At 64.6% G+C, this 23924-nt stretch carries 18 protein-coding genes; 11 read left to right on the top strand and 7 right to left on the bottom strand.

What is annotated here, in order from left to right:
- Positions 1-68 precede the first annotated feature (68 nt).
- Positions 69-989, top strand: a complete 921-nt coding sequence (rarD, locus tag AC2FNY_RS03820; protein WP_496801678.1) for an EamA family transporter RarD — start codon at positions 69-71, stop codon at positions 987-989.
- Here the strand turns inward: rarD and AC2FNY_RS03815 are convergent.
- On the bottom strand, positions 926-1477 hold the full coding sequence (locus AC2FNY_RS03815) for an LOG family protein (RefSeq protein WP_496801677.1): 552 nt from the start codon (positions 1475-1477) through the stop codon (positions 926-928). The two genes, rarD and AC2FNY_RS03815, sit on opposite strands and share 64 nt — an antisense overlap.
- Before the next feature lie 125 nt (positions 1478-1602).
- Between AC2FNY_RS03815 and AC2FNY_RS03810 the strand changes: the two genes are divergently transcribed.
- The 3 genes from AC2FNY_RS03810 (at position 1603) to xrtE (ending at position 6870) form a co-directional block, all read left to right on the top strand.
- Positions 1603-3276: a LysM peptidoglycan-binding domain-containing protein gene (locus AC2FNY_RS03810; RefSeq protein ID WP_496801676.1), complete on the top strand. Its 1674-nt coding sequence runs from the start codon at positions 1603-1605 to the stop codon at positions 3274-3276.
- Positions 3277-3347: 71 nt separating this feature from the next.
- Positions 3348-5174 (top strand): ABCB family ABC transporter ATP-binding protein/permease, encoded by a 1827-nt coding sequence (locus AC2FNY_RS03805; RefSeq protein WP_234166255.1) that lies wholly within the window; start codon positions 3348-3350, stop codon positions 5172-5174.
- Between the two features lie 112 nt (positions 5175-5286).
- A complete protein-coding gene (gene xrtE / locus AC2FNY_RS03800; RefSeq protein ID WP_496801675.1) occupies positions 5287-6870 on the top strand; it encodes an exosortase E/protease, VPEID-CTERM system in 1584 nt (527 codons plus the stop codon).
- Between the two features lie 9 nt (positions 6871-6879).
- Here the strand turns inward: xrtE and AC2FNY_RS03795 are convergent, their stop codons facing one another.
- The 3 genes from AC2FNY_RS03795 to AC2FNY_RS03785 all read right to left on the bottom strand — a co-directional run bounded on the left by AC2FNY_RS03795 (position 6880) and on the right by AC2FNY_RS03785 (position 12424).
- On the bottom strand, positions 6880-7134 hold the full coding sequence (locus AC2FNY_RS03795; RefSeq protein ID WP_234166257.1) for a VPEID-CTERM sorting domain-containing protein: 255 nt from the start codon (positions 7132-7134) through the stop codon (positions 6880-6882).
- A 257-nt stretch (positions 7135-7391) separates the two neighbouring features.
- Complete coding sequence (locus tag AC2FNY_RS03790; RefSeq protein ID WP_496801674.1) at positions 7392-11186, bottom strand: efflux RND transporter permease subunit; 3795 nt, start codon at positions 11184-11186, stop codon at positions 7392-7394.
- Positions 11183-12424 (bottom strand): efflux RND transporter periplasmic adaptor subunit, encoded by a 1242-nt coding sequence (locus AC2FNY_RS03785; protein WP_234136328.1) that lies wholly within the window; start codon positions 12422-12424, stop codon positions 11183-11185. The genes AC2FNY_RS03790 and AC2FNY_RS03785 overlap by 4 nt, the downstream gene beginning before the upstream one ends.
- Before the next feature lie 238 nt (positions 12425-12662).
- Here AC2FNY_RS03785 and AC2FNY_RS03780 point away from each other — a divergent pair, with 238 nt between their 5' ends.
- The 5 genes from AC2FNY_RS03780 (at position 12663) to AC2FNY_RS03760 (ending at position 18134) form a co-directional block, all read left to right on the top strand.
- Positions 12663-13334, top strand: a complete 672-nt coding sequence (locus AC2FNY_RS03780) for a tetratricopeptide repeat protein (protein WP_496801673.1) — start codon at positions 12663-12665, stop codon at positions 13332-13334.
- Positions 13335-13436: 102 nt separating this feature from the next.
- On the top strand, positions 13437-14714 hold the full coding sequence (locus AC2FNY_RS03775) for a PQQ-like beta-propeller repeat protein (protein WP_496801672.1): 1278 nt from the start codon (positions 13437-13439) through the stop codon (positions 14712-14714).
- A gap of 49 nt (positions 14715-14763) precedes the next feature.
- Positions 14764-16236, top strand: coding sequence for a ribosome biogenesis GTPase Der (gene der, locus AC2FNY_RS03770; protein WP_234183311.1), 1473 nt, complete (start codon positions 14764-14766; stop codon positions 16234-16236).
- Between the two features lie 179 nt (positions 16237-16415).
- Positions 16416-17399, top strand: a complete 984-nt coding sequence (locus AC2FNY_RS03765; RefSeq protein WP_496801671.1) for a fatty acid desaturase — start codon at positions 16416-16418, stop codon at positions 17397-17399.
- Positions 17400-17492: 93 nt separating this feature from the next.
- Positions 17493-18134: a helix-hairpin-helix domain-containing protein gene (locus AC2FNY_RS03760; RefSeq protein WP_234136333.1), complete on the top strand. Its 642-nt coding sequence runs from the start codon at positions 17493-17495 to the stop codon at positions 18132-18134.
- Positions 18135-18173: 39 nt separating this feature from the next.
- Here the strand turns inward: AC2FNY_RS03760 and serS are convergent, their stop codons facing one another.
- The 3 genes from serS to AC2FNY_RS03745 form a co-directional block, all read right to left on the bottom strand.
- A complete protein-coding gene (gene serS / locus AC2FNY_RS03755) occupies positions 18174-19466 on the bottom strand; it encodes a serine--tRNA ligase (protein ID WP_496801670.1) in 1293 nt (430 codons plus the stop codon).
- A 140-nt stretch (positions 19467-19606) separates the two neighbouring features.
- Positions 19607-20023: an SET domain-containing protein gene (locus AC2FNY_RS03750; protein ID WP_234136335.1), complete on the bottom strand. Its 417-nt coding sequence runs from the start codon at positions 20021-20023 to the stop codon at positions 19607-19609.
- 145 nt (positions 20024-20168) lie between these two features.
- On the bottom strand, positions 20169-21785 hold the full coding sequence (locus tag AC2FNY_RS03745) for a mechanosensitive ion channel family protein (protein ID WP_496801669.1): 1617 nt from the start codon (positions 21783-21785) through the stop codon (positions 20169-20171).
- Between the two features lie 164 nt (positions 21786-21949).
- Here AC2FNY_RS03745 and yajC point away from each other — a divergent pair, with 164 nt between their 5' ends.
- On the top strand, positions 21950-22234 hold the full coding sequence (gene yajC, locus AC2FNY_RS03740) for a preprotein translocase subunit YajC (protein ID WP_234136337.1): 285 nt from the start codon (positions 21950-21952) through the stop codon (positions 22232-22234).
- Between the two features lie 28 nt (positions 22235-22262).
- Positions 22263-23924, top strand: a complete 1662-nt coding sequence (secD, locus tag AC2FNY_RS03735; RefSeq protein ID WP_234136338.1) for a protein translocase subunit SecD — start codon at positions 22263-22265, stop codon at positions 23922-23924.

The following is a 23924-nucleotide window of genomic DNA, read 5'->3' as shown; positions in this document are numbered from 1 at the left end:
GGGCGGGGCATCACCGCCCGGTAATGTGGGTAGGGGTAATACCGCCCAGTATCGGGCAGGGGTAGGGCATGGACGAGCGCGGGCGCGGTATTCTGGCGATGATCGGAACCTGTCTGGTCTGGGGTCTTTCGCCGCTCTATTACAAGCTGCTCGCGCATGTGCCCCCGCCCGAGGTGCTGTCGCATCGCACGTTCTGGTCTGTCCTGCTGTTCGGTGTCTATCTGGCGATGCAGGGGCGGCTGGGAGAGTTGCGCCGCGCCTATGCCGGCCCGCGCCAGACCGGGCTGATTGCTTTGGCGGCGGTGATGATCTCGCTCAACTGGTTCGTCTTCATCCTGTCGATCCAGCTAGGACACGCCACCGAGGCCTCGATGGGCTATTACATCTTTCCGCTGATCGCGGTGCTCATCGGACGGTTCTGGTTTGCCGAGCGGCTGAGCGGCGGGCAATGGCTGGCGGTGGTGCTGGCGGCGCTGGCTGTGGCCCTGTTGACCTGGGGGCTGGGCGTGGCACCCTGGGTGGCGCTGATCCTGTCTTGCAGCTTTGCGCTCTATGGCGCGGTCAAGAAATTCCTGCCGCTGGGGCCGGTGATCTCGGTCACTGCCGAGATCGTGATCATGATGCCGTTGTTCTTGTCGGTGCTGGCCTGGTTCCATCTGCGCGGGCAGGGGGCGTTTGGCGGCGATCTGACCACTTCTCTCCTGTTGATCGGGTCGGGGCCACTGACGGCTATCCCGCTGATCCTGTTCAGCTATGCCGCGCGCCGGGTGCCGCTGTCGACGGTGGGCGTGCTGCAATATATCAACCCGACCCTGCAATTCATGTGCGCGGTGGTGATCTTTGGCGAGCCCTTCACCCGCTGGCACGGCATCGCCTTTGCGCTGATCTGGGGGGCGGTGGCGGTGTTTTCGCTGTCGCTGGTCCGTCAGGACAGGGCGGCGCGCAGGGCCGTCATGGCGGTTTCGGGCGTATCGACCCAGGTCAGGTAATCCGCCAGCGAGGCATCGGCAAAGCCGTGGTCCACCGTGCGCTCGATCAATGCGCGCAACGGGTCCCAGTAACCGTCCACATTCATCACCAGGATGGGCTTGTCATGCAGGCCCAGCTGGCGCCAGGTCAGCGCCTCGAACAACTCGTCCAGCGAGCCGGGGCCGCCGGGCAGCACCACGACCGCGTCGGCATTCATGATCATGACCTTCTTGCGCTCGTGCATGGTTTCGGTGACGACGAAGGTGCTCAGGTCGGTCTTGCCGACCTCGCGCCGCAGCAGGTGCACCGGGATCACGCCAAAGGTCTCGCCGCCGGCGGCCTGGGCGGCGCGCGCGACCTCTCCCATCAGGCCCACATCGCCGGCGCCATAGACCAGCCGCCAGCCGGCCTCGGCCAGCAGCGCGCCCATCCGGCGGGCCGCCTCGGCATAGGCGGGCATTGCTCCGGCGCGCGATCCGCAATAGATACAAACGGATTTGACGGTCATGAGCGGCCTTTCCGGGATTCCGTGAACAGAGAGATGGGGCTCTGATATCGGGAACGGCGGGGCGGCTCAACCGTGATGGGACGGACCGGGCCGTGAGTCTGATCCGTGAATGGGGAAGGACGGACATGGCAGGAGAAACCGGAACCGGGGGGCTTGGCGGGTTTGGCTGGGCAGTTGTTGCGGGGGGCGTTCTGGTGGCCGGGGTGGCCGGGCTCTATTTCGGTGGGGTGATCGGGGGCAGGCAGGATCCGGCAGCGCCGGTTCCCGTTGTGGCCAATGCTCCACAAGATTCTGAAGAAAAAGAGGAAAACCCCGCGGTTGCAGCGGTCGAGCCAGCGGCTGAAGCCAAGTCCGACCCCGTGCCAGAAGTCGCAGCCGCGCCTGCTTCGGAACCCGAGGCCACAGCCGAGACCGCCACGCCGGAACCGGAAGCCACCGCCGAAGCAGAGAGCGAGGCCGCGCCCGAAGCAGCCGCCGCTCCGGTTGAGACAGCGGAACAGCTGGCCGTGCTTGGTGCGCCGGTCCTGGATCAGATCTTTGTCGAGCCCGACGGCACCGCGCTGCTTTCGGGTACCGCGCCCGCAGGCGCGCGAATCGCGGTGCTGCTGGATGGCGCGGCACTGCATGATTTCGAGGTGCCCGGCGATGGTAAATTCGCCGAGTTCCTGACGGTGCCGTTCAGCGCCGCCGCCCGCGTTCTGACCCTGCGCGCCGCCCGCGACGGGCAAGAGGCGCTGTCTGGCGATTACATCCTTGCCCCGCTGCCCGAACCGCAGCCGGTCGCGGTTGCCGAGGCCACGCCCGAGGTGCAGCCCGAACCCGTCGAGCTTGACGAGGCCACGCCCGAGGCGCAACCCGAACCCGCCGAGGTCAAGCCCGAAGCGCAACCGGTCGACCCCGTCGAACCCGCGCCGGCGACAAATGAAGCCGAACCGGCGCCCGCCACGGACACCGCGCGTGCCGCGGCACCCGCAGCGGACGCGGCTCAGACGCCCGTGATCGAAAGTTCCGAGGCGACGACCGTCGCGCCCCAGCCGCAGTCGGAGCTGGTTGAGTCTACCGAGGCGCCCCAGCCCGCACCGCAGCCCACCTCACCGGAACAGACCGCCGCGGCAACAGCGGATCCGGCCACGCCCGCCGCAACCGAACCGGCTGTCAGCGAACAGCCCGCCACCGAACAGACCGCCGAACAGCAGACCGCCGAGGCGCCACAACCCGCCGCCACGCCCGAAACGCCCGCCCGTGTGGCGGTTCTGCGCTCGGACGAGAGCGGGGTGGAACTGGTCCAGCCCGCCGAGCAACCCCAGACCGCGGAACCCCTCCGGGTGGCGCTGGACACGATCGGCTATAACGATGCGGGCAATGTGCGCCTTGCGGGCCGCGCCAATGTCGGCTCCCTGGTCCGGGCCTATTTCGACAATCGCGCGGTGGCCGACATGACCGCCGATGCGCTGGGCAAATGGCGCGGCGAGATCGTGGATATCGCGCCCGGTGTCTATACGCTGCGGCTGGACGAGCTGGATGCGCAGGGGGCGGTGCTGAGCCGGCTGGAAACCCCGTTCAAGCGCGAGGCGCCCGAGGTGCTGCGCCCGGCCAAGCCTGCGGCAGAGCCGGGCACCACACCCCAACAGCCACCGGTGCGCGCGGTCACCGTGCAGAAGGGCGATACGCTCTGGGCGATTTCACGCGAGCGCTATGGCGATGGCGTGCTCTACGTCAAGGTGTTCGAGGCCAATCGCGATGCGATCCGCGACCCCGACCTGATCTATCCCGGCCAGGTCTTTACCGTGCCCGAGTAAGCGGCGGCCTTGTGCCGCCACGCTCCAGGGGTTACCCCGAACCGACGCTCTGACCGCAACGAGGGTACGTGATGAGACGACTGGCACACACAGCCCCGGCGGATCAGACCGCATCCGCCGAGCGCCGCTCGGGCTGGCGCACCCTGCGCCGGGTGGCGCCCTATCTCTGGCCCGAGGGCGAGGGATGGGTGAAACGCCGCGTGGTGGCGGCCTTGGCGATGCTGGTGCTGGCCAAGCTGATCGCGGTCTATACCCCCATCCTCTACAAGGGCGCGGTCGACGCGCTGGCGGGCGAGGGCGTGCCGCCGCTAGCACTGGGCGCGGTCGGGTTGACCGTTGCCTATGGCGTGGCACGGATGATGACAGTGGGGTTCCAGCAGTTGCGTGACGTGCTGTTCGCGCCGGTTGGGCAAAGGGCGCTGCGGGCGCTGGCGCTGGAGACCTTTCGCCATATCCACCGGCTGTCGATGCGCTATCACATCACCCGCAAGACCGGAGGGCTGAGCCGGATCATCGAGCGCGGGGTCAAGGGGGTCGAGTTCCTCTTGCGCTTCATGCTGTTTTCCATCGGGCCGCTGATCCTGGAACTGGTGCTGGTGGCGGCAATCCTGATGTACCTGTTCGATGTCTGGTATCTGGCCGTGGTGGTGGGAACCATCGCGCTTTATATCTGGTTCACCTTCGCGGTGACCGAATGGCGGGTCAAACTGCGCCGCGAGATGAACGATCAGGATACCGAGGCCAACCAGCGCGCCATCGACAGCCTGCTGAATTTCGAGACGGTCAAGTATTTCGGCGCCGAGGAACGGGAGGCGAACCGCTATGACCAGTCGATGCAGGCCTATGCCAGCGCGGCGCTCAAGACCTCGTATTCATTGGCGTTTCTCAACTTTGGCCAATCTTTCCTGATCACCTGCGGCCTGATCGGGGTCATGGTGCTGGCAGCGCTGGGGGTACAGGCGGGGCAACTCACCGTGGGCGATTTCGTCATGGTCAACGCCTATATGATCCAGATCACCGTTCCGCTCAACTTTCTGGGCACCGTCTATCGCGAGATCCGGCAGGCGCTGGTCGATATGGGCGAGATGTTCGACCTGCTGGAACAGCCCGCCGAGGTCAGCGACAAAGTGGACGCCGCGCCGCTCGAGGTCAGTGGCGGCGCGATCACGTTGACGGATGTGAGCTTCGGCTATGAGGCGGATCGCGAGATCCTCAAGGGCGTGACACTCGACGTGCCGGCGGGACAGACCGTGGCCATCGTTGGGGCCACCGGCTCGGGCAAGTCGACCATCGGGCGGCTGTTGTTCCGGTTCTACGATGTGACCGGCGGCGCGCTGTGCATCGACGGGCAGGACATCCGGGATGTGACCCAGACCAGCCTGCATGACGCCATCGGCGTGGTGCCGCAGGACACGGTGCTGTTCAACGACACGATCCGTTACAACATCGCCTATGGTCGCGAGAACGCCACCCAGGCCGATGTCGAAGCGGTGGCGCGTGCAGCCCAGATCCACGACTTCATCGCCTCGCTGCCCGAAGGCTATGACACCAAGGTGGGTGAGCGCGGGCTGAAACTGTCGGGGGGCGAGAAACAGCGGGTCGGCATCGCCCGCACCCTGCTCAAGAACCCGCCGATCCTGCTGCTGGACGAGGCGACCAGCGCGCTGGATACCGAGACCGAGCAGGAGATCAAGGAAGCGCTGGCCCTTGCGGGCGAGGGGCGCACGGTGATCACCATCGCCCATCGCCTCAGCACCATCGCCGAGGCCGACAAGATCGTGGTGCTGGAAAAGGGCGAGATCGTCGAGCAGGGCACCCATGACGCGCTCTTGTCGCGCGGCGGGCGCTATGCCCAGCTCTGGACGCGCCAGCAGGCGGGCGAGGACGAGGCCGCCTAAGCTGCCCCTAGCGCCATGGAAGCGTCATTTGTCCTTCACAGTGATGCCCTTTTCGCGCGATAGCTATGACGCGCCCGTGGGTTGCGGGCGCGTTACGAGGATCGACGCGGCGTTGCGGCACCAATTTTATAAGCTGACGGTTCTTTTTGCTCTGGAGATGCTGGCCATCGTCCTGATCTTTCAGATTTTTTCCTCGGTCGAATGCCGCCTGACCGAAATCGAGACCGCCTGCCGCGCGCTGCGCAGCGCCACCATCCGTATCCTCTGTGTCGGCATCGGTCTGGGCCTGTTCATCTGGTTCCGCCCGCATCTGCGCCGCCGTCTGATAAGCGCCGCCGACACCGCCGATAGCGAGGCGCGGCGCTGGTGGGCGGTGCATCTGATCGGGTTGGGCCTGATTTTTGTGCCCTGGCTCAGGGCGGATCCGGCCAGTCTGAACGCAGATTTCCAGGCGCATCTGACCACGCTGCTGGCGGGGGCGGTTCTGGCGACAACGGGCGCGCTGTTCCTGCTGGTGCCGCGCCGCCAAATGTTCGGTCTGCTGCGTGAGGGTGGCGCAGGTCTCGCGCTGGTGGTGCTGGTGGCGGCGTTGATCCCTGATCTGGCCGATGCGCTGGCGCCGTTCTGGTGGGCATTTCGCGGCCTGATCCTGGTCACCTTCTATGGGGTGGCGGTGGTGCTGGCGGCACTGGGCTTTCACGTGGTGCTGACGCCAGAGGTGGCCACCATTGGTACCGAGGACTTTTTTGTCGAAATGGCGGGCACCTGTTCGGGGATCGAGGGTTTTGCCCTAACCACCGGATTTTTCGTGATATACTCGGTTCTGATGCGTGACACGCTACGCTTGGGCCGGTTCTGGTTGATCGTTTTTCCGTTGGCATTGCTGGTCAGCTGGGTGTTCAACGTGTTGCGCATCGCTGCGCTGATCGCCATCGGGGCACGGATTTCTCCGGAATTGGCGGTGAACGGGTTTCACAGCTTTGCCGGCTGGCTGTTCTTTACCCTGTTGGCGCTGGGGGTGATCTGGGTGGTGCAGTCGCGACCTTCGTTGCACCGGGCGAGTGTTGTGGCACCGAGTTCAGAGCCGCGCACTGCCTTTCGCCATGACACCAATGCGGCGCTGATCGCGCCATTCATCGTTTTCATGCTGTCGGGCCTGCTGGTGCAGAGCCTCTGGCAATCTCCGGCGCTTGGATATCCGCTTCAGGTCGCTTTGATGGCCGTGGCACTGTGGCTGTTCCGCAAGCCGCTGCTCGCTTTCGACCGGCGGTTGGACCCCATAGCCCTTTTGGCCGGGGTGGCGGTGGGAGTGGGCTGGCTCCTGACCTTTCGTGGCGGCCCTGCACCTGCGGGTCTGTCAGACCTGACCGGCGCGGCGCTGGCGGGCTGGGTGTTGTGCCGAATCCTCGGCACAACTTTGTTGGTGCCGGTGATCGAAGAAGCATTCTTCAGAGAATATTTATTACGGCTGCTGAATGGCCCGGCACCGTGGCAGAGGGCGCTGGCGGTGGTAGTCACCAGCCTTTCATTTGCTCTGCTGCACGGACGGGTGGTCGAGGCCGGATTGGCTGGTCTTATCTTTGCCTGGATCGCTATGCGCAAGGGACGTCTGAGCGACGCCGTCGCGGCTCACGCAGTCGCCAATGGCATTATCGCGCTGACTGCGCTGATCACCGGCGACTGGTCGTTGATTTGAAGCGTGCGTTTAGCGGGTCTTGCGGCGGCGCAACTCGCGCGCAAGCAGCAAGCCTGCCGCAACGGCTGCGAGGGCCAACGCCCCGGTGGACGCGTCGATCTCAGGTACAGCGGAACTGGTGCCACCACTACTGCCGCTCCCGCCGCCATAGCTCCAGCCACCCCACCAGTGCGACCATCTAAAGGTCTGCGCGGACGCGGTTTGTGTTGTCAGAACCAGTGCCGAGAGAGCGGCACTCGCAACAGCGAAACTCTTACTGAACATTGTGCTGGTTTCCTTCTCATGCCGGATCATATCAATGTTGAGGGAAAGAATGCTATTTTGCCTCAATCTTTGCAAGATTTTGCCATGTTTCGAGATGGTTTTTCCGAAATTCGCAGAGAAACTGGAAACGATCGCCCCTGAAAGCTGAGGATTGCGCCCAATTTGTGGTTAGTTGCTGGTCTCAGGCTCGCGGTCGGGTCGGTGTTTCGAGCGGAGTAGCAGCGTTACACCGACAGCGACTCGCCGCGCAGAGGCGCTTATTCCGCGGCCTTAAGCGGCTGCTCCGACGCGATCTGCGGCGGCGTGGGGGCAAGCATCGGGTCCCAGATGATCTCGGTCGCCTTCAGCCGCTTGGCCGAGCGGCGCAGGATCATATCGCGGGCGATGCGGCTGGAGCGTCCTGCTGTGATCCGTGCCAGGCCGCGCCCGATCATCACCAGATAGGTCGATGCCCAGACGCGGAGCGCCAGCAGGGAGGGTGTCACCACAAGGGTCAGCACGGTGGCGATACCCAGGCCGAACACCACCGCCGTGGCCAGCTGTTTCCACCACAGCGCGGTGGGGCTGTCGATCGAATAGCCACCATTGATGAAATCGAGGCTGAGCCCGAACATCATCGGCGTCAGACCCGCCATGGTGGTGATCGTGGTCAGCAGCACGGGACGGATCCGCGCCTCGGCGGTGCGCACGATGGCTTCGATCCGGGGCATATAGCGGCTGTATTCCTGATAGGTGTCGATCAGCACGATATTGTTGTTCACAACGATCCCGGCCAGCGCCACGATGCCGGTGCCGGTCATGATCACCGAGAAGGGCTGTCCCATCACCATCATGCCGATCAGCACGCCCGTGGTGCTGAGGATCACCGCCAGCAGCACCAGCACCGAGTTGTAGAAGCTGTTGAACTGCGCCAGCAGGATGATGAACATCAGTCCCAGCGCAGCAGCAAAGGCCTTGGACAGGAATTCCTGGCTTTCCTTCTCGTCCTCCTGATCGCCGGTCCATTCCCATTCCACCGCCGGGCCGAACGGGTCGGTCTCCAACCACTGGGTCAGGGTGAGAATACGCTCGTTGGCATTGATCGGTGCAAAGCGTGCGTTGCCGGTGTCGACGGCGTCGCGTGCGGCGGCGGCGCTTTCGAAGCCGCCAATGCTCACGATCTGGAACAGTGCGCCATCAGCGGGGCGGGTTAACACCTCGCCGGTTGGCGTCACCCCTTGCGGCAGCGCGCGCAGCACGGCCAGTTCCACCTGCGGATCGTCGGCAGAGACCAGTTTGAACAGGCCCGGCTCCACATCCGCCTTGACGTCGAAATAGCGTTTCTGATCGACGCGGTTGATCTTGGCCAGTTTCTCGACCGGTTTGCGGCTGATGAAGTTCGACAGCGGCACCAGCCCCTCGGGCGTGCGTACCTTGAGCGTGTCGAGCGTGCTCAGCACCCGGTCCTTTTCCGGCAGGCGGACGCGGATCTCGATCTCGTCATCGGCATCGGCGGGGCGGTATTCGCCCAGCAACACGCCGCGCGTGACCAGCTGCACCATGGCGCCCACGGTGGCCACATCGGCGCCGAAGCGGCCCGCCTTGGCCACGTCCACGTCGATCTGCCAGTCGATGCCGGGCAGGGGGAGGTTATCGTCGATCTTGATCAGGCCTGCCGTTTCTTCGAATTTCGCGCGCGCTTGGCCGGTGGTGGCCAGCAGCGTGTTCCAATCGTCGCCCTTGATGCGCAGATGGACGGGCTTGGCTGAGGCCGGGCCACGGCCCAGCGCTTCGATCTCGGCCACCATGCCGGGCAGTTTTGCCAGTTCGTTGCTCAGCTGTTCCAGCACGAAATCGCCGTCATATTCGGCGGCAACCACCTCTTCCTCGAAACCGAGCCAGGCGCTCAGCCGGCTACCCAGCCAGCCGCTCAGCGGGTGGGTCTCGGTTGGGCGGTCTTCCCACGGGATGATCTCGAACTGGATCTGGCCGACGGTATCGGCGGGCGCCTGGGCGCCGCCGTTGTTCTGGTTCAACCCGCCTTCGCCTGCAAAGGCAAACACGTTGACCACCGCCGGATGGGCCGCGATCACCTCTTCGGCCTGGCGCACCAGAACGTCCTTTTCCGCCAGCGACAGGTTGCCCCGCGCGCGGACATAGGTGGTGGCCTGTTCCGGTTCGCTTTCGACAAAGAATTCGACCCCCAGAGAGCGCTCGGGGAAGATGACGAACACCACCTGATAAACGGCGAAGAACACCACAAAGATCGAAACGATGGGCATCACCGGGTTGCCGGCGATGAACTTGATCACATGGCCAAAGGGCGTGTGCCCGCCGGGGGCGGGGACACGACGCTGGGGCATCTCGATCCGGGCCGCGCCCAGCGTGACCGAGGCCGCAAAGGCCGACATGAGGAACAGCACAGCGCCGACAAGCGTCCCGCCCGGCGCTCCGGTCGGCAGCAGATAGGCGGGGTTCAACAGCTGCATCGCACCCAGGAACATGCCGTAGAGCGCGGGCGGAACCAGGGCCGCGCGCACCACCCAGGGCGTGCGTGCGCGCAGCCAGTCGGACATGCGGTTGAACAACCGGCTGATGCGTCCGGACACGCCGCCCATCACCGGCAGATAGATCAAAGCCACCACCAGCGAGGCTGACAGCACGAAGATCAGCGTGACCGGCAGCATCCCCATGAACTCGCCCGGCACGCCGGGCCAGAACAGCATCGGTAGAAAGGCGCAGAGTGTGGTCGCCGTGGACGAGACCACCGGCCAGAACATCCGCTGCGCCGCTTCGACATAGGCATGCATCGGGCCGATGCCGTCCTTGATCCGCTTGTCGGCATATTCCACCACCACGATGGCGCCGTCGACCAGCATCCCCACCGCCAGGATCAGACCGAACATCACGATGTTCGAGATCGACACGCCCATCGCCGCCAGAAAGGCGAAACACAGCAGGAACGAGGTCGGGATGGCAAAGCCCACCAGCAGCGCCGCGCGGCTGCCCAGGCTGGCCAGCACCACGATCATCACCAGCGCGATCGCGGTCAGGACCGAGCCTTCGAGCTGGCTGACCATCGAGCCCACGACCCGGCTCTGGTCGTTCGAGGTGCCCATCTGAACGGCGGCCTGCAGTTCGGGCGGCCAGGCGGCGCGGGCCTTGGCCACGGTCTCCTTCACCTGTTCGACCGTGTCGATCAGGTTGAAGCCCTTGCGCTTGACCACTTGCAGCGCGACGGTGTTCTCGCCGTCAAACCGCGCGGTGCCCTTGCGGTCTTCGAAGGTGTAGTTGATCTGCGCCAGTTCGCCCAGCCGCACCACCCGGTCGCCATTGACCTTGATCGGCAGGTCATAGACATCGCGTGCAGTTTTGAACGACGAGGGGATCTTGACCGCGAAGGCGCCCTGTTCGCTCTCGATCTCACCCGCCGCGATCAACTGGTTGTTGTTCTGCACCACGTTGATCAGCTCGAGCGCGGTGACGTTATAGGCCTCGAGCCGCAGCGGGTCGATGATCACCTCGAGCATTTCGTCGCGATTGCCAGCAATCCCGGCTTCGAGCACCGAGTCGAGCGATTCCAGATCGTCCTGCAAGTCTTTGGCAACCCGCGCCATGGTACGCTCGGGCACCGAACCGGTCAGGTTGACGATGACGATAGGAAATTCTGAAAAGTTGATCTCGGTCAGCGTATATTGCTCGGCCCCGTCGGGGAAACTGGCCTGGGCGGTGTTCATCGCGTCGCGCACATCGGCGGTGATAGCGGTCTTGTCCCAGCCGAACTCGAACTCCAGCGCCACGCCGGCATAGTTCTCGGCCGCGGTGGCCGACATCTTCTTCAGCCCGTCCAGATCGGCCAGCTCGGTCTCCATCGGCTTGACCAGAAGGCTTTCGCTATCCTCGGCGGAAATGCCGGGAAAGCTGACCGAGACGAACAACGCCGGGATCTCGATATCCGGCTCGCCCTCCTTGGGTAGGCTCACATAGGCAAAGCCGCCGATCAGCAGAGAGATGGCGATAAAGGCCAGAACCATCCGCGCCCGGGACGCGGCCCAGTCGACGATGCCGGTCATTCAGAAGCCTCCCGCCAGGTCGGTTCCACGGTCACGCCCTCGGTCACGAAATCCTGACCGACCACGATCACATTGGCCTGTTCGGGCAGGCCGGTCACCCAGATGCCGGTCGGGGTGTCGCGCACCAGTTCAACCGGGACAAAACCCACCTTGTTCCCCTCTTCGACGGTACGCACGCCCAACTCGCCCTCGTTGTTCAGCGTCAGCGCCGATTGGGGCAGCCGGTGCGCCTTGGCGCCGTCGGACGAGATCGCGATTGTCGCGGTCTGGCCATCGCGGATCAGCAGTTCGGGATTGGCGACGGTGATCTCGACCTCGAAGGTGCGGGTGGTCGCGTCCGCCGAGCGGCTGAGGAATGTGACACGACCCTGCACCTGAAGCCCGGTGGCCAGTTCGGCCCCGGCCAGCGCACCGACCTGCACCCGGTTCACCTCGGTCTCGGGGATGAAGCCCACCACCTTGATCGGGTCGAGCTGGATGATGGTGGCGCAAAGCGCGCCGGGTTGCAGCAGGCTGCCCAGCTCGGCGGTGTCGCTTTCCAAGAGGCCCTGAAACGGGGCCTCGATGGTCAGTCGGTCAATCTCGCGCTGGGCGGCGGCCACGGCGGCGGTGGCGGCCTCGATGCTGGCGCGGCTGGTTTCCAGCCCCGCCTCGGCGGCCTTGATCCCGGCCTCGGCCGACCGGACCGCGGCCTCGGTCGATACGCGGCGGGTTTCCGAGGCATAACCGGTCTCGGCCAGTTTCTGAGCGGCATTGTCGTTGATGCGCGCCTCTTTCAGCCGCGCCTTGGCCTCGTCCAACCGCGCCTCGGCCTCGGGCATCGAGCTTTCGGCCTGCGCCTTGCGCGCGCGCGCCTCGGCCAGGCTGGCGGGGCGGGTGCCGGGGTCGAGTTCACACAGCAGATTGCCGGCCTCGACAAAGCTACCCTTGCGCTTGGGTTCCGAAATTACTGCTCCGGTGGTCTCGGCCCGTACTTCGACCTGGCGTATGGCGCGGGTCTGGCCGCGCAGCACCACCGCGCTGTCGATCTCGGTCGCCTGCGAGCGGAGCACGACCACTCCGATAGCAGCAGTATCGGCAAAAGCGGCACCGGCGGTATCAGCGGCAGGCGGACTGGCCGTTACGGCCTGACTGGCGGACTCGGCTTTCGCAAAGACCATCAGTGTCTCGCGTTCGAAAACCATCATGTAAAGTGTGACGGTTACCAAGATCGCCGTTAGGAAGGGTACCAGTCGCATCAAATGCCTTTCTTCAGTCCGACCCGGGTTAAATACGCATCCCGAGCCGTTTGCGCAGAGACATGGGGTTTCCGTAACGTCTTGTCCATACTGAACCGCTCAGTTCATTTGATTTTTCGCCCCATTGGGGCAAATGGGCAAGAAAAATGCAAGTCTGCAGCCTCTTGGCTTGCCGCGTGGCGCGCGGTATGAGAGGCCGGAACCGGAAAAGGTCAGGACAACAGGGCAGGGGCCAGGCATGAGCGACACCGACAGTTTCATTGACGAGGTCACCGAAGAGGTTCGCCGCGATCGCATGTTCCTGCTGCTCAAGCGCTGGGGCTGGATCGGCGGGCTGGCGGTGCTGGCCATCGTCGGCGGCGCGGGCTGGAACGAGTATTCCAAGGCCCAGGCGACCGCCAAGGCAGAGGCCCTGGGCGACGCGGTGATTGCGGCGTTATCCTCCAACGATGCCGCCGCTCGCGCCGAGGCGCTCGAGGGGATTGAACCCGACAGCACAGGTGGTGCGGCGGTTCTGGCGCTGCTGTCGGCAGCGGCCGAAACCGGCAAGGGTGACAAGACCGCTGCCATCAGCCGGCTTGAGAGCCTTGCAGTGCAAGGTGATTTACCTTCGATCTATCGCGAGATTGCTTCGTTCAAAGCGTTGCTTTTGCAGGCCGACACTCTGTCTGTGGGCGACCGCCGTCAGCGTTTCGAGGCCCTGGCGCTGCCCGGCGCACCGCTGCGCCTTCTGGCGCTGGAACAAATGGCGTTGATCGACATCGCCGAAGGCGACACCGAGGCCGCACTGGCCCGGCTGCAATCCATTCGCGAGGACGCCGAGGTCAGCACAGACTTGCAACAGCGCGCAACTCAGTTGATGGTGGCGCTGGGCGCCGAACCCGCACCGTTGCCCACCCGCCAGGGCTGAGCCCGGGACACGGACAGCGCCGCGCGGCGGCAAAGAGAAAACGAAAGACAGGCGAATTCGACCATGGTGACCAGCTCTTTCTCCCGGATTGGGGCATCCCTGATGGGCAGCGCGCTGCTGCTGCTCTCTGCCTGCGCCGAACCTGAGGTGATCCTGCCCGGTGAGCGTGAGGATATCCGCGCCGGGGCTACCGACAAGGCTGTCAATCAGGGCCGTGCCATCCGCCTGCCGGCGCAACAGGCCAACAGCGCCTGGGCGCAGGCACCGGGAACCGAAGCGTTCCGCACCGCCCACCCGGCGCTGCGCAGCTCGCCGCAACTGATTTGGTCGACCCCGATTGGCTCGGGCGACGAGAGACGCCAGCGCATCACCGCCGATCCGGTGGTGGCGGGCGGATTGATCTATACGCTCGACAGCGCGGCGCGCGTTTCGGGCGTGACCCCGGGTGGCGGGCTGGCCTGGCAGACCGATCTGGTGCCGCCGGGCGAAGATGAGGGACAGGCCACCGGCGGTGGCATGGCCTATGCCGATGGCATTCTCTATGTCTCGTCCGGCTATGGTCTGTTGACCGCGCTCGACGCGAAATCCGGCGCGGTGCGCTGGCAGCAGAAGCTGAACGCCACCGGTTCGGGCACGCCGACCATCCGCGACGGGCTGCTCTATCTGGTGGCCGGAGACGATACCGGCTGGGCCATCAACATCAAGGACGGGCGCATCGCCTGGCAGGTTCAGGCCACGCCCAGCGTCGGCAACGTCCTGGGCGCACCGGCGCCGGCGATGACCTCGGACCTGGTGATCTTTGCCTTTGGCTCGGGCGACCTGATCGGCAGCTTCCGCCAAGGCGGGGTACGCCGCTGGGGCGCCTCGGTTTCGGGACAGCGCAAAGGCCGCGCGGCGGCGCGGATCGGCGATGTCACCGGCAGCCCGGTGATCCAGGGGTCGACCGTTTACGCGGGCAACCATTCGGGTCGCACCGTGGCGTTTCGCGCCGACAATGGCGAGCGGCTGTGGACCGCGACCGAAGGCGCGCTGGGACCGGTCTGGCCGGCGGGTGACAGCGTGTTCCTGGTCAGCGACCGCAGCCAGATCGTCCGCCTCGACGCCAGCGACGGCAGCGTGATCTGGGCGCAGGACCTGCCCGGTTTCGTCAAGGACAAGCCCAAGAAGCGCGGCGCCAGCTATGCCCATTACGGCCCGGTTCTGGCCGGTGGGCGGGTAATCGTCGCCTCAAATGACGGCTACCTGCGGCTCTACAACCCCGAGGATGGGGCGATGATCAGCCGGGTCGAGGTGCCGGGCGGGGCCACCACCGGGCCGGTGGTGGCGGGCAATACCCTTTATGTCGTTGGGACCAAGGGCCAACTGCACGCTTTCCGTTGACGCGTGGACGCGCTATAGGGCGCGTCTGAGTCTAGAAAAGTAGAGTGCCATGTCTCTGACCCTCGCCATCGTGGGGCGGCCCAATGTGGGCAAATCCACCCTGTTCAACCGTCTGGTCGGCAAACGGCTGGCGCTGGTCGACGACCAGCCGGGCGTGACCCGCGACCTGCGCGAAGGGCAGGCGCGACTGGGCGATCTGCGCTTTACGGTGATCGACACCGCGGGGCTGGAAAACGCCACCGACGACAGTCTGCAGGGCCGGATGCGGCGGCTGACCGAGCGGGCGGTGGACATGGCCGATATCTGCCTGTTCATGATCGACGCCCGTGCTGGCGTGACCCCCAATGACGAGATCTTCGCCGATATCCTGCGTCGCCGCTCGGCGCACGTGATCCTGGCCGCCAACAAGGCCGAGGGCGCGGCCGCCGATGCCGGCGTGATCGAGGCCTATGGGCTGGGGTTGGGCGAGCCGATCCGGCTCAGCGCCGAACACGGCGAGGGGCTGAACGATCTCTATGCCATCCTGATGCCGCTGGCCGACAAGATGGAGAAGGCCGCCGAAGAGCAGGCGCCGGAAACCGACGTCGACCTCGACCCCGAGGGTGAAGAGGATGACGCCGAGGGCGGCGTGCAGGAGGCTCCCGTCATCACCGCAGACAAGCCGCTTCAGGTTGCGGTGGTGGGCCGTCCCAATGCAGGAAAGTCGACTCTGATCAACCGCATCCTGGGCGAAGAGCGTCTGCTGACCGGTCCCGAGGCGGGGATTACCCGTGATGCCATCTCGCTCCAGATCGACTGGGACGGCACGCCGATGCGGATTTTCGACACCGCCGGCATGCGCAAGAAGGCCAAGGTGCAGGAAAAGCTGGAGAAGCTCTCGGTCTCGGACGGGCTGCGCGCGGTCAAGTTTGCCGAGGTCGTGGTGGTGCTGCTCGACGCGGCCATCCCCTTTGAACAGCAGGATCTGCGCATCGCCGACCTGGCCGAGCGCGAAGGCCGCGCCGTGGTGATCGCCGTCAACAAATGGGATGTCGAGGAAAACAAGCAGGACAAGCTGCGCGAGTTAAAGGAAAGCTTTGACCGGCTCTTGCCGCAGCTGCGCGGTGCGCCGCTGGTCACCGTGTCGGCCAAGACCGGGCGCGGGCTCGACCGTCTGCATGACGCCATCCTGCGCGCCCATGCGGTCTGGAACCGCCGCATTCCCACCGCCGCGCTGAACCGCTGGCTGATCGGCATGCTGGAACAGCATCCGCCGCCCGCGCCGCAGGGCAAGCGGATCAAGCTGCGCTACATGACCCAGGCCAAAACCCGGCCGCCGGGATTCGTAGTGATGTGCAGCCATCCCGACAAGATGCCCGAAAGCTATTCGCGCTATCTGGTCAACGGTCTGCGCGCCGATTTCGACATGCCGGGTACGCCGATCCGCCTGACACTGCGCGGGCAGGGGGACAAGAACCCCTACAAGGGCCGGCGCAAGAAGAATGCCGGCGCCCTGACCAAGCACCTCAAGTCGCGCGGCTAGGTCGCAGACGCATGCCAGCATGCGATGCTTATTGTCGCAGCGGGTGACAAATACCCGCTTGCGGCGCTATCACTATGTACGCAAAGGTTTCTTTGTCGCGGCGCGCTTGTCATTCCTGCGTCGCGCACCCAAGTCGTCTGTTGCAAGAGAACCCGGCCATCCGAGGGAGCGGTGCGGAGATGGATCTGAGAGCATACACACGTCAATACGCGGTGCAGGACAACCGCCTTGCCGCTTTGAGCTATTTCGGGACATTCGCGGTTTATTTTACTGCGCTCTCTCTGGCGATCACCCATGTGGATCGCTGGTATGTGCTGGTGCCCGCCGGGGTGGTCTTTGCCTTTGCCGCTGTGCGGCTCTACGTTCTTCAACATGATTGCGGCCACCATTCCCTGTTCGAGACGCGCACGCAGAACGAACTGGCCGGTCACGTCCTGTCGCCCTTCACATTTGCGCCCTTCGAGGTGATGAAGCAGAACCACAACCTGCATCATGCGGGGGTGGGCAATCTGGAACACCGCGAGACCGGCGAGATCCACACCATGACCCTGCGGGAATGGCGGGGGGCCGACTGGCGCACGCGGCTCGCCTATCGGCTTTATCGCAACCCGTTCATCCTGATCCCGCTGGGGGCGGCGTTCACCTATTTCATCCGCTACCGCTGGCCCAAGAACGCGACCCGGTTCGGGGCGCGCGGGGTGCTGCTGCACAATCTTTCCATTGTCGTCTTTCTGGCCCTGCTCTGGGCGCTGGCGGGGATGACCGGTCTTTTGGTCTGGCTGGGCTTTTCCTTTCTGGGCGGGATGATCGGGGTGTTCCTCGTCTATCTCCAGCACAATTTCGAGGACACCTATTGGGACCGCCGCCCCTATCTGGACCCGCAGCTGGCGGCGTTGCAGGGGTCGTCGGCGCTGGATTTCGGCTGGTGGTTCGATATGGCCGTGGCCTGTATCACCCTGCACGATATCCATCATTTCAACGCGCGCATCCCGTCCTATCGGCTGCGGGCCTGCCATTACAACCTGCCGCCCGAATACGCGCCGCGCCGCATACGCTTTACCGAGGCGGTCGCCGCGCTGAACCTCAAGCTCTGGGATGAGGACGCCCGTTGCCTGGTGCCCTTTCCGAGACGCGCGGACGTGGTCGAGACGGTGACCGGCTAGACCACGTATGCCGCAAAAAGGGGGCACGGAAGAAAGACAGATTGTGTATACAACGAGTAATCTTTGACAAACGGGAGGCAAAGGAAGTTTGACATGACCCCTGTCAAGAAGATCGAGGGCGTTGGCCCGGCATTGGCAAGAATGCTGGCCGAGAACGGGTTTGACAGTGCCGAGGCGGTTGCCGCCGCCAGCATCGAACGGTTGATGAACCTGCCGCGCATCGGCGCGCTCAGGGCCAAGGCCATTCATGCCGCGGCGCAGGCGCTGGTATCGGCGCCTCCGTCGAAAACCGCCGCACCGGCTGCCAGCCCCGCACCGGCCCGCAAACCGGCAGGGCGAACCTCTCGCACGCGCCGCCCGGTGGCCGGGCGCGGCGCAACGGCAAAGAAGTCCGACCCTGTCCGGGCCAAACCCGCCACCGCGGCCCCCCCGCAGTCGGCACCCGCCAAGCCCGCGTCCCCCCGTGACGAGGCAAGCGAGGCCGAGGTCCGGGCGGGCGAGGCAGCGGCCCTGGCCGAACAGGCCGAGGCCGACGCCAAGGCCCGCAAAAAGGCCAAGGCAGCGGCAAAGGCAGAGAAGGCCAAGCAGAAGAAAAAGGATTTCGAAGAGAAAATCCGCAAGGCCGAAGCCAAGGTCAAGAAGAAGTCGGACAAGAAGAAGTCCGGCAAGAAGAAGTCCGGCAAGAAAAAGGACGACAAGGACAAGAAGAAGGCAAAGAAAAAGGCGAAGAAGTAACGTCTTCGCCTCGTTCCGGTCGGGGGTGGCTCCCTGAGATCAGCTCAGGGTGCCGTCCGTTTTCAGCGTCAGCTTGCCGCCCAGATAGGGGGCCAGCGCCTGGGGCAGGGTGACCGAACCGTCCGCGTTCTGGCCGTTCTCCAGCACCGCGATCAGGCAGCGCCCCACCGCCAGGCCCGAGCCGTTCAGCGTGTGCACGAATTGCGGCTTGCCGCCATCGGCGGGTTTGAAGCGCGCATTCATGCGGCGGGCCTGGAAATCGCCGCAGGTCGAGACCGAGCTGATCTCGCGATAGGTGTCCTGGCCGGGCAGCCAGGCCTCGATGTCATAGGTGCGCCGGGCGCCGAACCCCATGTCGCCAGTGCACAACACGATGGTGCGATAGGGAATCCCCAGCGCCTCGAGAATACCCTCGGCGCAGCGCAGCATGCGTTTTTGCTCGTCGTCGGAATGATCGGGATGGGTGACCGAGACCATTTCGACCTTTTCGAACTGGTGCTGGCGCAGCATGCCGCGGGTATCCTTGCCGGCCGAGCCCGCCTCGGAGCGGAAGCACAGCGAATGGGCGGTATAGCGGCGCGGCAGGTAATCCTCGGCAATGGTCGCGCCATTGACGATGTTGGTCAGCGACACTTCGGATGTGGGGATCAGCCACCAACCCTCGCGGGTCTGATAGCTGTCCTCGCCGAATTTCGGCAGCTGGCCGGTGCCATACATCATCTCGGACAGGACCAGCACCGGACCGTTCACCTCGGTCAACCCGTTCTGTTCACTATGGGTGTCGAGCATGAATTGCGCCAGAGCCCGGTGGATACGGGCCACGGCGCCCGAGAGCAGCACGAACCGCGCGCCCGACAGTTTGGCGGCGGTCTCGAAATCCATGCCGTCCTGAACCGAGGCAAGGTCGAAATGTTCCTTGGGCGCGAAATCCATCTGGCGCGGGGTACCCCAGCGGTGCAGTTCCACGTTGTCTGCCTCGTCCGCCCCTTGCGGGACGTCCTCGGCGGGCAGGTTGGGCAGGCCCGCCAGCAGGTCGGTCAACTGGGTGTCCAGCTCCTTGGCCTCGGCCTGCATCGCGGCGATCTCGGCCTTTTTGTCGGCCACCAGCGCGCGCAGGCGCTCGAATTCGGCCTCGTCACCGCGTGCCTTGGCGGCGCCGACTTCCTTGCTGGCCTTGTTCTGTTCGGCCTGAGCGGTCTCGGCAGCCAGGATCTTGCCCCGGCGGGCTTCGTCCAGGGCCAGGATGTCCGACGACACCGGCGCGCTCCCACGGCGCGAAAGCGCGGCGTCGAATGCGGCGGGGTTCTCGCGGATGGCGCGGATGTCGTGCATGGGTCTGGTCCTTGGACTGGGTGATTCACTGGCCCGGTTATGCACCATCCGCGCGCCGGGGTGTAGCGCCCCCGCCGGCTTGCGGACAGAGAAAGGGGCCGGGTGTTGCTCCCGGCCCCCGGTTGATCTTGCGGCCCGACTCAGCTGAAGGCGACGCGGGGGGCCGCGATCTTGTGGCGCGGCGGCTGCATGTGGATCACGCCGGTCAGGAAATCGGCATAGTCGCAGGTCAGCTCGGTGCCCGCCGGAATATCGGTCAGCGCCACGCCCCAGATCCCATCCGAGAAATCCAGATTGGGATACATCGAATGGTTCATGAACCGGCCCTCGTCGCTTTCCAGGATGAGGTATCCGGGCCGGTTGATATCGGGATAGCTGTAACGCTCCAGGAATTCCTTCACATGCGGTTCGACATTGTCGAGCTTGCTTTCGGGAAAGGTGATGTCGAGCATCTTGTCATGGCGCCAGACCTTGTCGCCCCGGGCGATGTCGTCATGGCAGAATACCCCCAGCCCTTCGATTTCGGAGGGGGCGAGATAGCAGCGCACCATCATCATGCGCCTGTTCCTTCTGTAAAGGATGGCCGGGCCGCCTTCCGGACCGGAGAAAGGGGGTGGGCCCCGCGCTTGGCGGCTTGCGCGAAAAAATCAAAGCGCCGATTCGCGGCGTTTTGCAACGGGTTTTGCGTGACTCTGGCGCCGCTTACATCTCTTTGCGCTGATGCGCCAGCACCCCGTCCCAGCCGGCCGGCGCGATCTTGGGTTCGGGCGGGTCGGCGATATACGAGGGGGTCATGATCTGCACCTCGTTTTCGGTGAACACATCCAGGATGTTGCGATGCAGATCCGAGGTGATCTTGGGGATGATGGCGCCGCGCGTGGTATAGGCGTTGATCTGGTAGTTGACCGCGTAATCGGCCAGCGCCGACCACAGGACAAAGGGTGCTGGCCTGGCCTTGAGCCCCTTTGTGCGCTGCGCCGCCTCGATCAGCATCGCCTCGACCTTGTCGGCGGGTTCCTCGTATCCGATGCCGACGGTGGTGTAGACGAGGAGGCCGTTGCCATCGATATGCTTGGTATAGTTGATCACGTCCGAATTCAGCAGCTGCGCGTTGGGGATCGAGATCATCTCGTTCTTGATCGACTTCAGGTGCGTCTCCATCAGCTTGATCTGCACCACGTCACCCACATGCTCGCCGATGCGGATGCGGTCGCCGATCGAGGTCGAGCGGCGATAGATCACGAAAAGCCCCGAGATCACGTTGTTCATCACCGAGTTCGACCCCAGCGACAGCATTGCGCCCACAAGGATCGTCAGCCCCTGAAAGGCGGCCGAATCCGAGCCGGGAATATAGGGAAACGAGAACACCAGCGCGATCATCACCACCACCACGCGCAGGATGTTGAAGGTGGGGCCGATCCAGTGCCGTTCGAAATCGCCCAGATCGAAACTGCCCGCCTCGACCGCGTCAAAGAACACCTTGAGACCCCGGATCACATAGCGGGTGATCAGCGCGATGATTGCCAGGGTGATCAGGTTGGGCAGATAGCCGACAAAGCCGAACACGATGTTCAGGACCGGTGTCGTCACATAGGTCAGCAGCAACTGCGCCACATAGCGGGTTTCGGCAAAGGACAGCAGCACCAGCGAGAGATAATAGTAGACGCCCAGGAAAAACAGCGCCAGCAGCACGAAGTTCAGGCCAAAGCGGATCAGCGCGGCGATGGCGTCAGCCTGAACCTGGGCATTGGTGGCGGATTCCAGTCCGGCGAAATAGCGTCGCACAAGGCGTGTACAAATACGGTTCAGCCGCCGCCGGATCCAGAAGCCGATCAAGGTGAACAGGACAAAGCCACCGGTCCAGGCCAGCGCTTCGATAGCGCTTTCCAGTCGTGCGCTGTCGGTGCGGGCGGAGCGATAGTTCAGGATCGCGTCGCGGATCGCATTGCCCTGCACCTCGATCAGGGTGTCGATATCCAGCCGCTCCAGCCTTGCATCCGCTGTGGTGACGGTCACGACCTCGACCCCGTCGGCCAGGATGGCGATGCCGAAGGCATTGGGCTGGGTGGTGATCGTGACACTCTCGGCCATGGACGCGGCGGCAATCGCCTCGATCCGTTCGACCACCTCGGCGGCACGCCGTTCGGCAGGCAGGCCGCTGGCGCCGCGCAGGACAAACAAACGCTCACCGTCGACGATGACCGGGGAAAACAGGTCGGTCCGTTCGATACCCTCGTCGGGCGTATCCTGCTGCGCAAGCGCCGGAAGGCCGCTCAGCACCAGCACGGTCAGGATCAGGGCAATCAGGGAGCGGAGCATCTGTCACCTTTTTCTGTCTTGGGCCTTTCGACTATAGCTGTGCGCTTCGACAAGCATAGCCCCCATATCGCGCCCGGGGCGGCTTGCAATGCCACGGTTCTGCGCATAGGTTCCCGGAAATTTCGCGGGGCCGCTCCCCGCCACTCAGCACAAAGGAATGTCCCATGGATGGTGGCGCAATCGCCCAGTTTCTCCCGCTTATCCTGATCTTCGCGATCATGTATTTCCTGTTGATCCGGCCGCAGCAGAAGAAGGTCAAGGAACATCAGGCCATGGTCAGCGCCCTGCGTCGCGGCGATCAGGTGATCACCCAGGGCGGGCTGATCGGCAAGGTCGCCAAGGTCAAGGAAGACGGCGAGCTTGAGGTCGAGATCGCCGAGGGCGTCAAGGTGCGCGTGGTCAAGTCCACCATCGCGCAGGTGCTGAACAAGACCGAACCGGCGAAGTAAGCCGGCCGAGGCGAAAAAAGGCAGGGTCATGCTGCAAATAGATACCTGGAAACGGGTCCTGATCTGGCTTGTCTGTATCGGCGGGCTGGTTCTGGCCCTGCCGAACGCGTTCTATACCCGCGTTGAACAGAGCAACGACGCCCGCGCCGCGATCGAGCTGCGCGGCGAAACGCCCGAACTGACGGCGGCGGCGGGGCAGTGGCCCGGCTGGATGCCGTCCTCGCTGGTCAATCTGGGGCTCGACCTGCGGGGCGGTGCGCATCTGCTGGCCGAAGTGAAGGTGTCGGATGTCTATGCCGCCCGGATGGACGCCATGTGGCCCGAAATCCGCAACACCCTGCGTGACGCGCGGGCGACTGTCGGCACCATCCGCAAGCAGCCTTCGAAACCCGACGAGATCCGGGTCAAGATCAGCCAGCCCGAGGGCATGAGCCGCGCGCTGGAACTGGTGCGTGGGTTGGCCCGCCCGATCCAGACCCTGACCGGGGCCGGATCGAACGATATCGAGGTACGCGGTGAGGGGGACGAGATCGTCGTGACCCTCAGCGAGGCCGAGCGCCTTGCCACCGATGACCGCACCGTGCGCCAGGCGCTGGAAATCGTGCGCCGCCGCATCGACGAGGTCGGCACCCGCGAACCCACCATCCAACGTCAGGGCGCCGACCGCATCCTGATACAGGTGCCCGGCATCGGCAGCGCCTCGGAACTGAAAGAGATCATCGGCACCACCGCACAGCTGACCTTCAACCCGGTTGTCTCGCGCGGCACCGATGCCAATGCCCGTGTCGGCGTGGGCGAGAAACTGGCGCCATCGCTGGATCAGGAAGGCGTGTTCTACACCATCGAATCCGCCCCCGTGGTCACCGGCGAGGAACTGGTCGACGCCCAGCCCGCCTTTGACCAGAACGGCCGCCCGGCGGTCAACTTCCGCTTCAATACCTCTGGCGCGCGCAAGTTCGGCGATTACACCCGCGACAATGTCGGCGCGCCCTTTGCCATCACACTGGATGGCGAGGTGATCAGCGCCCCGGTCATCCAGAGCCACATCCCCGGCGGCTCGGGCATCATCACCGGCAATTTCACCGTCGAGGAAAGCACCAATCTGGCCGTTCTCCTGCGCGCCGGCGCCCTGCCTGCGGGGCTGGAATTCCTCGAGGAACGGACCATCGGCCCGGAACTGGGGCAGGACAGCATCGACGCGGGCAAGGTCGCGACCGTGGTCGCATTCGTGGCGGTGCTGGGCTTCATGTGGGCCAGCTATGGCCTGTTCGGCATCTTCGCCAATATCGCGCTGGTCGTGAACGTGGGCCTTCTGTTTGGCCTGTTGTCGGTGATCGGCGCCACGCTGACCCTGCCGGGCATCGCGGGCATCGTTCTCACGGTCGGCATGGCGGTGGACGCCAATGTGCTGATCTTCGAGCGGATCCGCGAAGAGCTGAAAACCGCCAAAGGCCCGGCACGGGCCATCGAACTGGGGTACGAAAAGGCGCTCAGCGCCATTCTGGACGCCAACATCACCACCTTCATCACGGCGGTGATCCTGTTCGCCATGGGCTCGGGTCCGGTTCGGGGTTTTGCCATCACGCTGGGGCTGGGCATTCTCACCTCGGTTTTCACCGCGATCTTTGTCACCCGCCTGCTGGTGGTGACCTGGTTCGAACGCCGCCGTCCCAAGACGATCGAGGTCTGA

The sequence above is a fragment of the Ruegeria sp. BHSC223 genome (assembly GCF_059613025.1).
This window is presented reverse-complemented; position numbering and strand designations above follow the sequence as displayed.

Coding starts and splice junctions, on each gene's coding strand:
- rarD (WP_496801678.1), top strand. CDS start 69: ATGGACGAGCGCGGGCGCGGTATTCTGGCGATGATCGGAACCTGTCTG.
- AC2FNY_RS03815 (WP_496801677.1), bottom strand. CDS start 1,477: ATGACCGTCAAATCCGTTTGTATCTATTGCGGATCGCGCGCCGGAGCA.
- AC2FNY_RS03810 (WP_496801676.1), top strand. CDS start 1,603: ATGGCAGGAGAAACCGGAACCGGGGGGCTTGGCGGGTTTGGCTGGGCA.
- AC2FNY_RS03805 (WP_234166255.1), top strand. CDS start 3,348: ATGAGACGACTGGCACACACAGCCCCGGCGGATCAGACCGCATCCGCC.
- AC2FNY_RS03795 (WP_234166257.1), bottom strand. CDS start 7,134: ATGTTCAGTAAGAGTTTCGCTGTTGCGAGTGCCGCTCTCTCGGCACTG.
- AC2FNY_RS03790 (WP_496801674.1), bottom strand. CDS start 11,186: ATGACCGGCATCGTCGACTGGGCCGCGTCCCGGGCGCGGATGGTTCTG.
- AC2FNY_RS03785 (WP_234136328.1), bottom strand. CDS start 12,424: ATGCGACTGGTACCCTTCCTAACGGCGATCTTGGTAACCGTCACACTT.
- AC2FNY_RS03780 (WP_496801673.1), top strand. CDS start 12,663: ATGAGCGACACCGACAGTTTCATTGACGAGGTCACCGAAGAGGTTCGC.
- AC2FNY_RS03775 (WP_496801672.1), top strand. CDS start 13,437: ATGGGCAGCGCGCTGCTGCTGCTCTCTGCCTGCGCCGAACCTGAGGTG.
- der (WP_234183311.1), top strand. CDS start 14,764: ATGTCTCTGACCCTCGCCATCGTGGGGCGGCCCAATGTGGGCAAATCC.
- AC2FNY_RS03765 (WP_496801671.1), top strand. CDS start 16,416: ATGGATCTGAGAGCATACACACGTCAATACGCGGTGCAGGACAACCGC.
- AC2FNY_RS03760 (WP_234136333.1), top strand. CDS start 17,493: ATGACCCCTGTCAAGAAGATCGAGGGCGTTGGCCCGGCATTGGCAAGA.
- serS (WP_496801670.1), bottom strand. CDS start 19,466: ATGCACGACATCCGCGCCATCCGCGAGAACCCCGCCGCATTCGACGCC.
- AC2FNY_RS03750 (WP_234136335.1), bottom strand. CDS start 20,023: ATGATGATGGTGCGCTGCTATCTCGCCCCCTCCGAAATCGAAGGGCTG.
- AC2FNY_RS03745 (WP_496801669.1), bottom strand. CDS start 21,785: ATGCTCCGCTCCCTGATTGCCCTGATCCTGACCGTGCTGGTGCTGAGC.
- yajC (WP_234136337.1), top strand. CDS start 21,950: ATGGATGGTGGCGCAATCGCCCAGTTTCTCCCGCTTATCCTGATCTTC.
- secD (WP_234136338.1), top strand. CDS start 22,263: ATGCTGCAAATAGATACCTGGAAACGGGTCCTGATCTGGCTTGTCTGT.